Origin of the sequence: Lysinibacillus sp. NPDC096212 (genome assembly GCF_044763105.1) — a bacterium.
GTDB lineage: Bacteria > Bacillota > Bacilli > Bacillales_A > Planococcaceae > Lysinibacillus.
Window position 1 is genome coordinate 15,459 of record NZ_JBIWFQ010000047.1, and the last position, 11,767, is coordinate 27,225.

Sequence of the window (11,767 nt, forward strand, 5' to 3'; positions counted from 1 at the left end):
GCCCATTTCACCAATTAAAGATTTAATTGTCTCCTTGATAAAATAATAAGGAACTTTATGTTAAGAGAAAAGGGGTAGCGTTCATATGGAAAAAGAAATAATTAGCTCAAGACAATTTATGATCATTACCCTTCTCTCTTCAATTGGGACAGCTATTTTAATTAGCCCTGCTAGTGTAACAAGTGAAGCGAAACAAGATGCCTGGATTGCAGCGATTATTAGTGTCGTTCTAAGTTTACTCTTAATAAAGCTTTTCGTTACTGTAGGAAAACGGACACCTACCCTTACATTTGTAGAGGCTAATGAAAAGATATTAGGTCGTTTTTTCGGAAAAATAACTTCGATTGGCTTTATTATTCTATCCTTTCTTTCTGCTGGTGAATTATTATATTTCATTGGCATTTTCATGAAAACAGAAATTATGCCAGAAACACCTATGATGGCCTTTGCTTTTCTGTTCAGTATTATCATTATTTATGCAGCATTTCTAGGAATTGAAGTTTTTGCCCGTTCTGCAGAAATACTATTCGCAATGTTTATTTTAATTTTTATTTTTTTTGTAGTTTGTATTTCACCATCCGTCCATATGGAAAATCTACAGCCAATAATGGAAGTACCAGCAAAATCATTATTCTTTAGTATTATTCGATTAATGAGTATTTTTTCATTGCCACTTGTCATATTGTTAATGATTTTTCCTTCTTCTGTTAACGTCCATGAATCAGCCCAAAAAGGTTTTTACATTGGCACAATTCTTGGAGGGATTGTCTTAATTGCTATCATCACACTGGCTATCCTTGTCCTAGGTCCAACAAATACTGCTTCTAGGACATTTCCTAGCTATTCATTAGCCCAAAGAATTTCAATCGGGAATTTTTTGCAGCGTATTGAAGTTATTATGGCAGCAATGTGGATAATATCAATTTATATTAAAACTTTTATGTTTTTTTACGCTGGGGTCATCGGCATCGCACAAATATGTAAAATTAACAATCATCGACCGCTCATTTTTCCATTCGGAATGATTATCCTTGGACTTTCACAAATTGTTCATCCTAGTATCATTCATTCAGAAATTTACAATAAAGAAACCTGGCCTATTTTTTCCTTTATTTTCGCTATCTTATTACCATTAGTTTTACTACTTGTCGCGAAGATTCGCAAAATCAACGGTAATAATACAAAAAGTAATTGTAGTACACAGAATGAAAATGGTAGTAATAACGGTAATGCTACTCAAGGTGCAGGTAATACTAATAACGATAATTCTTCACAGAGTGATAGCAGTAGCAATGCTGGAAATGCTACTCAAGGTGAAAGTAGTAGTAATAACGGTAATTCTACTCAGAGTGATAGTAGCAGTAATGGCGGAAATGCTACTCAAGGTGAAAGTAGTAGTAATAACGGTAATTCTACTCAAAATGATAGTAGCAACAATGGCGGAAACTCTTTACAGAGTGAAAGTAATAGTAATGACGAAAACTCTACTCAGGGTAATAGTAGCAACAATGGCGGGAATTCTTCTCAAAGTGGAAGTAGCAGTAATGGTGGAAATGCTACACAAAGTGAAAGTAGCAATAATGCCGGAAATACTACTCAAAATGAAAGTAGTAGTAATAACGATAATTCTACTCAAAGTGATAGTAGTAGCAATGCCGGTAATACTACTCAAAATGAATGTAGTAATAATAACGATAATTCTACTCAAAGTGCAAGTAACAGCGAAAATCCTTCGCAGAGTGATAGTAGCAACAATACTACACAGAATGATAGCGATACCGGCAATACTCCAAGCAGTGATAGAAATAAAAATTCATCAGAAAATTAACAGCATAATGGCGTGAAAAAATGATGACCCTGAAATATCAAAGTCATCATTTTTCTTTATTGTAATTGAGCGGTTTTAAATATGATATTCAATCTGATCGACAAAATCCCATTCGTATGGTGTTTCTTGGTAAACATAGTAGTTCAACCAATTCGAGAATAATAAATGTGTATGGGCACGCCACGTATTAATCGGTTCATTTCCTGGATCATCATTTGGGAAGTAATTCACGGGTACCTCAATATCTAATCCTTTCGCAACATCACGACTATATTCATCCGCTAAGGTTGTCGCATCATATTCAAGATGGCCAGTAATCATAATGTTTTTATTATCCTTAGATTGCACAATGAAAACACCAGCATCTTCAGAATAAGATAGTAATCGTAAATTGGGATGGCTAAGTACTTCATCAATTGATACAGATGTATAACGTGAATGTGGTGCAGTAAATGAATCACTAAAGCCACGTACTAAATCCACTGTTAAATCCGTAATAACATGCGAATATACACCTGAGCATTTAGCAGGCAGCCCAATTTTACCAATACCGTAATGATGGTATAACGCTGCCTGTGCACCCCAACATATATGTAAAACCGATGTTACGTTTGTCTTGGACCAATCCATAATTTCAGAAATTTCCTGCCAGTAGTTCACTTCTTCAAATTCCATTTTCTCTACTGGTGCACCCGTAATAATCATGCCATCATAGCGACGATGACGAATTTGATTGAAAGTCGTGTAAAATAATTGCAAATGTGATTTACTAACATTTTTCGATTCATGTGTAGCAGTATTTAAAAATGTAATATTCACCTGTAACGGTGTATTACCTAATAAACGTAGTAACTGCAGCTCTGTTTTTTCTTTTTCCGGCATTAAATTAAAAATTAAGATATTTAATGGACGAATTTGTTGAGTTTTCGCTCTGTCCTCTTCCATTACGAAGATTTTTTCCTCACGTAAATGTTCTCCAGCTGGTAAGTTTTTCGGAATATTAATTGGCATCTTGCATTCCCCTCTCTAGTTAAAATCAATTGGGCCTTAGTCTCCATGCACAGGCCCTGTTCAAAACTCATTAAGTCTTCTTTTTCGATGAAATTAAAAAATCCTCCTCATTCCATTTGAGATAGAATGAGAAGGATTTTTCCACGTTCACTCTTATCTCTCAAAGGACAAATCCTTTGCTGGAATTAGCACCTTTCTAACTTTCGTTAGAGGTTGCTGAAGCGTCATCGGGCCAAATCCCTCAACTTCTCATGATAAGATTATTTAATTAAAAAGAATTGTAACATGAACAATTAAGAATATCAATAATACATAGAATATTTTGTTATTAATCATGCATGTCATTATGTTTTTAGGGAAATTATAGTTTAGTTATTTATCTTTACACCCTAGTGATACTTTTGCTATAGTCTTTACTTATGTAGACCTTGGTGAAAAAACACTTTTTATCGCCTCTATTATTCCAAACACAAGAAAGATGCCAAAAAAGATAGTAAGTAAATTGAAATTTGGTGTTTCATAAAAAGTAAACCACTCTTTGAAAATTGAAGATTCCGTAATTCTTCCAATAAACGTTCCGCCAATATCTCTATAATTAGGTATCCATCCTGTTGCTTCACACGTAATAAAGATTATCTGTGACAATAAAAATACACCAATAGAAGACACCCAAGTTTTTTTCAAAAATGGAATTGGATTTTTTTGTTTATTAGCCAAGTTATATCCCCCCTCTAATTGTTATACGTAAAATTCAGGAATAAATTTCAAAATTAAACATATATTCTCTTTTTTAGATAATCCTATCAATTATATTTGTCGATGAACGGCTTAATCATGTATTTGTAACTATTGATACTTGCTTGAGTCGTATTGTTGAATTTTCTGTCTGCAATAAAATCATCATAAGCAAACTTTAACAGCATAAAAAAATACACCTCTCCTCATCTAAATTAATAGACAATAAGAAGTGTATTATTAATAACAAATAAACTTTAATCTACCCAACATCTTATCATGTACTTCAAACCCTTGGTACGACTGGGTTTCTAAAACAATCCCTCAATTTCTCATGATGAGATTATTTAATTAAAAAGAATTGTAACATGAACAATTAAGAATATCAATAGTACATAGAATATTTTGTTATTAACCATGCATGTCATTATGTAATTTGTTTAACACTAATCTTGAATGTTTACATTCATTATTTGATGGTAAACATGCTGTACTTATGTTAACATATACCTTTAGTAACAGAGAGGAACGTGAATACTTTGATTAAAATTGAATTTCCAAAACCAGATTTAGTAATTCGCCAACGCGAACAAGATTTAAAGCCAGGTGATGTACCAATCACACCGTACCATGGTTTTATTGATTTCCATAAAATCACACGTGAAAACGGTGGTATTTTCTTATTCTACAATGAAGAGAACGAACTATTATTTGTCGGTAAAGCACGTAAAATTCGTCAACGTATTAAAAAGCATTTCGAGGACAATGTGTCACCGATGAAAAATCACCGTAATGAAATTTTCAAAATTGAAGTGTATGAAGTGGAAGATCCAATGGAACGTGAAATTTACGAAACATACGCGATCAATTCATTCCGCGCTAAATACAATGTTGATAAAGTATTTTATTAATATTTAACGAAAAAAAGAATCTGCTCGCCTTCTGTAATGTACATGACGGCTTGCAGATTCTTTTTCAATACTTTCATTCTAAGAAAAATGCTTTACGTTCTTTAGTAATCCATTCCTCAAGCTCCGTATCATCGCGCTTTAAAAGGCGATTAATAAGCACGTCATGCCATATATAATCCTCTAATAAATATATATGAACAGGATCATTGGTAATAAAAGCCGTTTCCTGATTTGACGGAGAGTGACCATAAATCATTTGCTTGCCATCTACCGATAAAATAAACCAATGAGGTGTAGACGCATTCCTCGTATAGCGAGTGATACGGTGTTGGTCAATAGAAGCTAAATGGTCCTCCACATACAAGGTAATTCCATGAACAGGGATATGTTTCGCTATCTCATGTATATCTTCCCGCAATTCTTCATACATATCTTCCCACATTGATAATATGACTTTTTTCTCCGCCTTTTTTAATAAAGACTGACAATAATTAACGATTGCCTCTTTGCCTTTTAATGTGACAACCTTATGCTCCGCTTCCTGCTCTTTTACCTCTAATTTTTCTAATTGATCACTAATCGATGTGAAATTTGACTGCCAACGTTGTTGAATTTGTTGTAAAAACACAGCGACAGGAATGGAAGAGTATGTCGTTTGATCTGCCGTTTCTTCTTTCAATACTAACCCTTTTTCAACAAGTACATCAAGTATGTCGTATATTCTTGCACGAGGGATACCGGAGTTTTTACTTACTTGATAGGCACTAACATGACTATTTTGGACAAGTGCAGTATAGGCCTTTGCTTCATATTCTGTGAATCCCAATTCTTTTAATTGGGCGATTAATAATTCCATCGAATCCCTCCATTACCTCTATTATAAGATAAGCCTATGAAGATAAGCCAACGAAAAAATTAGTCTTTACAGCCTCGCGAAATTTAGTTACTATTTCAGTAGTAACTATTGAGAGGTGCACACATGCTATTTGAATTAGATGTAAATGTAGTCATATTATTAATATCTTTTGGATTTTTAGCCGCCTTTGTGGATGCGGTCGTTGGAGGTGGAGGCTTAATTGCTTTACCTGCCCTTATGTTTGCTGGTTTAAATCCAGCAGCAGCCGTAGCAACCAATAAACTTGCCGGCACTATGGGTTCTTTGACATCAACCATTTCTTTTTATCGTTCTGGTCAGCTAGAAATTCGGTCAGTTATCAAATACTTTCCCCTAGCCTTTATAGGATCACTTTTTGGGGCTTGGACTGTCCATTTAATCAATCCTGAATTACTAAAACCACTCATGCTCATAATGCTTGCTGCTGTTGCAGTCTATACCATCTTTAAAAAAGATTGGGGTTCAGTAGCTGCAGTCAAAAATTTAAAGTTTACACACTTAGTTTTATTCATGCTGTTGTTATTTACAATTGGTTTTTATGATGGGTTTCTTGGTCCAGGAACTGGCTCATTTTTAATTTTTAGCTTTTTATTAGTCGGCTTCGATTTCTTAAAGGCAGCAGGAAATGCCAAATTTTTAAACTTAGCAAGTAATTTTGCGGGTCTTTTAATGTTCGCTTACTTAGGTCAGATTCATTATGTCTATGGTTTACTAATGGGCATAGCTCAAATTGCCGGTGCACTTGTAGGCTCACGTATGGCGATTAAAAAAGGTAGCGGCTTTGTTCGCGTATTATTTATTATCGTAACGATTACTTTGTTAACTAAAAATGCTTATGATTACATAAAAAACGCCGTAGATATCTAGCTCTACGGCGTTTTAGCTTTCTATGGGCATTCCACCCTTCATATCGGAGAGGCTATCCGTCGTTTCAGTTGTTCTATCCGTCACTTTGGAGGTTCTTTCCGTTCGCTTCAAGTTCTTTCCGTCGCTTCAGGGGTTTTATCCGTCACTTCTAAGGTTCCATCCGTCACTTCAATGATTCTTTCCGTCGCTCCGGGTGGTCTTTCCGTCACTTCAAGTTCTTTCCGTCGTTTCAGTGGTTTTATCCGCCACTTCGGAAGTTTCATCCGTCGCTTCAGGGGTCTATCCGCCACTTTGAACTTTCTATCCATCAATCCAGGGATTCTATCCACGATTTTGGACGCTCTATCTACGATTTCGAAGGTTCTATCCACGACTTTGTGATTCTAGCCATTATTTGGAGGATCCTTCCCTCGCTTCGGAGGTTCTTTCCGTCGCTTCAGTGATTCTTTCCGTCGCTTCGGGGGGTCTTTCCGTCGTTTCAATGGTTCTTTCCGTCGCTTCTGAGGTCTCATCCGTCGCTTCAATGATTCTTTCCGTCACTTCAAGTTCTTTCCGTCGTTTCAGTGGTTTTATCCGCTACTTCGGAAGTTTCATCCGTCGCTTCAGGGGTCTATCCGCCACTTTGAACTTTCTATCCATCAATCCAGGGATTCTATCCACGATTTTGGACGCTCTATCCACGATTTCGAAGGTTCTATCCACGACTTTGTGATTCTAGCCATTATTTGGAGGATCCTTCCCTCGCTTCAGTGGTTCTTTCCGTCACTTCGGAGGTTCCATCCGTCGCTTCAGTGATTCTTTCCGTCGCTCCGGGTGGTCTTTCCGTCACTTCAAGTTCTTTCCGTCGTTTCAGTAATTTTATCCGTCACTTCTAAGGTTCCATCCGTCGCTTCAATGATTCTTTCCGTCGCTCCGGGGGGGTCTTTCCGTCACTTCAAGTTCTTTCCGTCGTTTCAGTGGTTTTATCCGTCACTTCGGAAGTTTCATCCGTCACTTCAGTGATTCTTTCCGTCGCTCCGGGTGGTCTTTCCGTCACTTCAAGTTCTTTTCGTCATTTCAGTGGTTTTATCCGTCACTCCGGAGGTTCCATCCGTCACTTCAAGTTCTTTCCGTCGTTTCAGGGGTTCTTTCCGTCGCTTCTGAGGTTTCATCCGTCACTTCAATGATTCTTTCCGTCGCTCCGGGGGGTCTTTCCGTCACTTTGAACTTTCTATCCATTAATCCGGAGATTCTATCCACGATTTTGGACGTTCGATCCACGACTTTGTGATTCTAACCATTATTTGGAGGATCCTTCCTTCGCTTCGGAGGTTCCATCCGTCGCTTCAGTGATTCTTTCCGTCGCTCCGGGTGGTCTTTCCGTCACTTCAAGTTCTTTCCGTCGTTTCAGTGGTTTTATCCGCCACCTCGGAGGTTCCATCCGTCACTCAGGAGGGTCTTTCCGTCACTTTGAACGTTCTATCCACAATTTTGGACAGTCTATCCATCATTTCGAACATTCTATGCGTTTTGCTTATTTTCTACAGTATAAAACGCCGTAGACATTCACTCTACGGCGTTCTCTAATTTAAATAAACAACTTTTCATCTTTAAATTTATGACTTGTTAATAAACTAACAATAACAAATATCAATAATGAAGCGACTATTGGAATTGTCACAGTATGCATGCCAAAGACAGAAGGATAAAAACGATCAATGATAATATAAAGGATCATACCCGAAATCATTGACGCAATCGCACCATACTTATTGGCCTTTTTCCAATATAGTCCTAGTACGACGGTCCAAATAAAGACTGCCTCAAGTCCGCCAAAAGCAAATAAATTAAGCCAAACTAATAAATCTGGTGGATTAAGTGCAAAAACGACGACGGCTAAACCAATCACTGCTGTAACAATAAAACTCGCACGCTTAATTTCCGTATCATTCGCTGTTGGTTTTATATAATTTAAGTAAATATCTTTCACTACTGTAGAGCTTACAAGCATAAGTAGCGCGTTGACTGTAGACATCGTTGCTGCCATGGGTGCTGCTAAAACAATGCCAGCTAAAAATGGCGGCAAAACCTTTAACGTCAGCAGCGGCATTACTTTATCACCAATCTCAATACCTGGTATTACTGGACGTGCTAAAACACCAATTAGATGCATCCCAAACATAATTGTCCCAATGGCAATAGTGCCAATGATAATGGCTAAATGCATGCTTCTTGAATCTTTATAGCTCATAGCACGAACTGCGATTTGTGGAAGCCCCACAACTCCGACACCTATCAAAATCCAAAATGTAGAAACGTATAATGGCGTTAATTCACCTTCTGCTCCAAATGGAGACACAAGATTCGGATTCTCAGCGACAAGTGAGGTCATAATATTATCGATTCCTCCACCAGCGATGATTGTCCCAATTAATAAAATAATCGTTCCAATGACCATAATCGAGCCTTGCACAGTATCCGTCAATGCAACCGCACGGAAGCCCCCAATAATAACATAAACCAATACGGAAATCGCAAAAATAAAGAGTGCAGTTGTGTAGTTTAAGCCAGTTAATGATTCAATTAATCGAGCACCACCTACCCATTGTGCCATCATTGCAGAAAATAAAAAGATGATGATGCTAATGGCTGATAGGATGACAATGGCATGACTCTTATAGCGTTCTCGTAAAAAGTCTATTAACGTGATGGCTTGATAACGTCTTGCGATAATAGCAAATTTCTTCCCTAAAATCATTAAAACAAAATAACCTGCAGGAAGCTGCGCCATCGCCAGTAATACCCAGCCAAGCCCTTTCGTGTAAGCAACGCCTGGACCACCAATAAAGCTACTTGCACTACCGTACGTAGCAATCATTGTCATCGCAAGGATGAAGCCGCCCATTTCACGACCACCAAGGAAGTATTCCTGTAAAAATGAATCGGAAGAGCGTATATGCTTATTTGACCATATCCCAATACCAAAGATGATTACTAAAAATAATAACAGTGGAAAAATAACTTGCCAGTGCATTATTGATCCACCTCCTCATCGTCAAATGGTACCTCTTTGAAAAAGAGTTTCATGACGACCCAGATTAAAATAATCATAAAGCATGTCCCTGCAATACAGCTATAGAAAAACCATGCAGGGAAACCGAATACATACGTATAGCTTGTTGGATCACCAGAGCCTAGACCATAGGCAAAGCCAAACCAAATCGCAAAGTTGACGATAACAAGCCCGATACCGATAAGCGCCTCTCGATGCGCAATTTTAAAGCGTTGATCTTTCAAAATATAGTCCCCCTAACCTACTCTATTTTACTGATATGTTCGTATTATGGGAACCTTTGTGTAGAAATAAATTTCTTATATGTGCTCTGCATCTCAGCTTCCTCCTCATTTTATATTCCTTGCATCCAACTTTAACATAAAATCCCACACAACTAAAAAACACTCCTTTTTTAGGAGTGTTCGTTTAGTGTATTTGCTAGATTAATTTTTTTCTTTTTAGGTACTTGTTCGTCCCCAAGGTAAACCCGTTAGGACCCAAACGTTTTTCAACTAATATTGGAATTTCTTTAGTAAGCTTTGAAGCTCGTCTGCCTGTTGTGCCATCTCTTTGGCAGAAGAAGCCATATTATCTATGAAAGCTAATTGCTCCTCCGCTGTTAACGTAACGTGGTCGGTGCTTTCAGTTGCCTTGTTTGCAATGCGCGCCATTGCTTCTGTTGAGGCAGTAACTTCTTCAACACTTGCGGACATTTGCTCCGTCACAGCAGAGATGTCATGCAACTGTGTACTAACCCCCTTAATCGACTGCATGATTTTATGGAAGGCTAGCTTTGTATCATCGACAACATCCATACCTGCGGCAGCTTCTTTCGAGTTACTAGAAATAGCCGTAATAACATTGGCCGTATCATTTTGAATTGAATGAATAAGTGATGCTATTTGGTCAGCAGATTCCTTTGATTGTTCTGCTAATTTACGAACCTCATCTGCAACGACAGCAAAGCCTTTGCCTTGCTCACCAGCACGAGCCGCTTCAATGGCAGCATTCAAGGCAAGCAAATTCGTTTGATCGGCGATACTTGTAATCACATCAACGATATTGCCAATTTGCTGTGACTGATCACCTAATATTCGCACCTGCGCCTCTACATGGTCGGATGATTCATTAATAATTGTCATTTGATTCAATACACGATTCAAAGAGTCATTTCCTTGAGCAGCCTCATCACTCATTAAATCAGCAGCATCTGAAACCGTTGAAGCGGTTTCAGCAACTTGTTGGATGCCAATCGCCATTTCCTGCATGGCCGTTAAGCTATCACTAGTGCTATGTAATGTTGTTCTTGAACCATCGGCTAAATCTTGAAGTGTTGAAGTTAGCTGTCTCGTCATATCCGCCGTTTGCTGTGATTTAGATGTTAAGCCATCAGACGATACATCAACTTGTTTAGAGGATTGTGCTATTTGTTGCATGACTACCTTTAAGCTTGTCAGCATTTTATTAAACGATTGCGCAAGCTCACCTGCTTCATCTTTGGAATTAATTTGTAGCTGTTTTGTTAAATCTCCCTCTCCATCCGCAATATCTCGAAGTTGAGCATTCATTTCACGAAGCGGCTTCACAAATGCTCTTGTAAAGAGGAAGCTACCTAATATAGCAATGACAGCTCCGATGAACAATACAATGAGAAGCTTGCCGATAAATGCAAAAATAATAGCATTCACTTCATCGATCGTTTCACCGACAAACCACATCCCAATGATGTCTCCATTTGCATCTTTAATAGGTGCATAGAGTGTTAAGTATTTCGTTCCTACTACATCTGCCTCACCAATAAAGGTTTCCCCTTTAGTCATTACATTTTCAACGACTTTTGGATCAGCATCTTTGCCAACTAAACGTTCGCCATTTAGCTTTAGATTAGTAATAAGTCCTTTTGAGCCTTGGAAAATGGTTACACCACCATCGATGCTTTCTCCAACCTCATCAACAAAGGCTTCCTGATCAACTATTTTTGAATCCCCTTTGTAAAGTTCCCCATCTTTAATAGTCCAATCTCCCTTAAATCGTTCTTCTAGAAGCGCATAGCCGACCTTTGAAATATGGCTTACACTCTGCTCAAAATTATTAAGCATAATTTGCTTCACTTGTATATGGGATACAAATCCAATCATAATGCTTAAAAACAGGATAACTCCCACTAATAGCAAATTAAATTTGGTACTAATTTTAAAAGTGCGCAAATAATTTTTCTCTCCTTTCTCATATTTAACAGGAATATTATGTATAAAATGTAATCCATTTTTATTAAACATTATTCTGTAAATAGTTTCAATACATTATCAATAAATTAACAATTTTAATATAAATGAGCTGTTAGTGAGCAGTGGCAATAGGAAAGACAATAATTCTCTAATATTTGTTGAATGAGTTAATTTCATAATTCTAATCTCTTTAGTATCAAGGGTTCTAAAACAATAAAAAACGGGCACCTCCCCAATTCGGTATAATGGTAGCGTCTA

9 protein-coding genes and 1 riboswitch are annotated in these 11,767 nt (G+C 37.5%); of the genes, 3 read left to right on the forward strand and 6 right to left on the reverse strand.

Going from position 1 to position 11,767, the window contains the following annotated elements:
• Positions 1–85: 85 nt before the first annotated feature.
• On the forward strand, positions 86–1,828 hold the full coding sequence (locus ACIQ7T_RS26755; protein WP_402875003.1) for an endospore germination permease: 1,743 nt from the start codon (positions 86–88) through the stop codon (positions 1,826–1,828).
• Positions 1,829–1,903: 75 nt separating this feature from the next.
• On the opposite strand, the gene metA is transcribed toward ACIQ7T_RS26755, so the two are convergent.
• Together metA and ACIQ7T_RS26765 are read right to left on the reverse strand one after the other, a co-directional pair.
• Positions 1,904–2,839, reverse strand: coding sequence for a homoserine O-acetyltransferase MetA (metA, locus tag ACIQ7T_RS26760; protein WP_402875006.1), 936 nt, complete (start codon positions 2,837–2,839; stop codon positions 1,904–1,906).
• A 150-nt stretch (positions 2,840–2,989) separates the two neighbouring features.
• Positions 2,990–3,100: riboswitch (SAM riboswitch) on the reverse strand.
• Positions 3,101–3,256: 156 nt separating this feature from the next.
• A complete protein-coding gene (locus ACIQ7T_RS26765; RefSeq protein WP_370076542.1) occupies positions 3,257–3,556 on the reverse strand; it encodes a YfzA family protein in 300 nt (99 codons plus the stop codon).
• A gap of 557 nt (positions 3,557–4,113) precedes the next feature.
• On the opposite strand from ACIQ7T_RS26765, the gene ACIQ7T_RS26770 reads away from it, so the two are divergent.
• Positions 4,114–4,485, forward strand: coding sequence for a nucleotide excision repair endonuclease (locus ACIQ7T_RS26770; RefSeq protein ID WP_370044156.1), 372 nt, complete (start codon positions 4,114–4,116; stop codon positions 4,483–4,485).
• A 73-nt stretch (positions 4,486–4,558) separates the two neighbouring features.
• Here the strand turns inward: ACIQ7T_RS26770 and ACIQ7T_RS26775 are convergent, their stop codons facing one another.
• Entirely contained in the window at positions 4,559–5,341 is a 783-nt protein-coding gene (locus ACIQ7T_RS26775; RefSeq protein ID WP_370076544.1) for a TrmB family transcriptional regulator, read from the reverse strand.
• A 123-nt stretch (positions 5,342–5,464) separates the two neighbouring features.
• Between ACIQ7T_RS26775 and ACIQ7T_RS26780 the strand changes: the two genes are divergently transcribed.
• Complete coding sequence (locus ACIQ7T_RS26780; protein ID WP_370076546.1) at positions 5,465–6,247, forward strand: TSUP family transporter; 783 nt, start codon at positions 5,465–5,467, stop codon at positions 6,245–6,247.
• A 1,567-nt stretch (positions 6,248–7,814) separates the two neighbouring features.
• Here the strand turns inward: ACIQ7T_RS26780 and panF are convergent.
• The 3 genes from panF to ACIQ7T_RS26795 form a co-directional block, all read right to left on the reverse strand.
• A complete protein-coding gene (gene panF, locus ACIQ7T_RS26785) occupies positions 7,815–9,260 on the reverse strand; it encodes a sodium/pantothenate symporter (RefSeq protein ID WP_402875012.1) in 1,446 nt (481 codons plus the stop codon).
• Positions 9,260–9,523 (reverse strand): YhdT family protein, encoded by a 264-nt coding sequence (locus ACIQ7T_RS26790; RefSeq protein ID WP_370076560.1) that lies wholly within the window; start codon positions 9,521–9,523, stop codon positions 9,260–9,262. The genes panF and ACIQ7T_RS26790 overlap by 1 nt, the downstream gene beginning before the upstream one ends.
• Positions 9,524–9,793: 270 nt before the next feature.
• The gene (locus ACIQ7T_RS26795; protein WP_402875015.1) at positions 9,794–11,488 is read right to left on the reverse strand and encodes a methyl-accepting chemotaxis protein; all 1,695 of its coding nucleotides are present in this window, start codon (positions 11,486–11,488) and stop codon (positions 9,794–9,796) included.
• Positions 11,489–11,767: the final 279 nt, after the last annotated feature.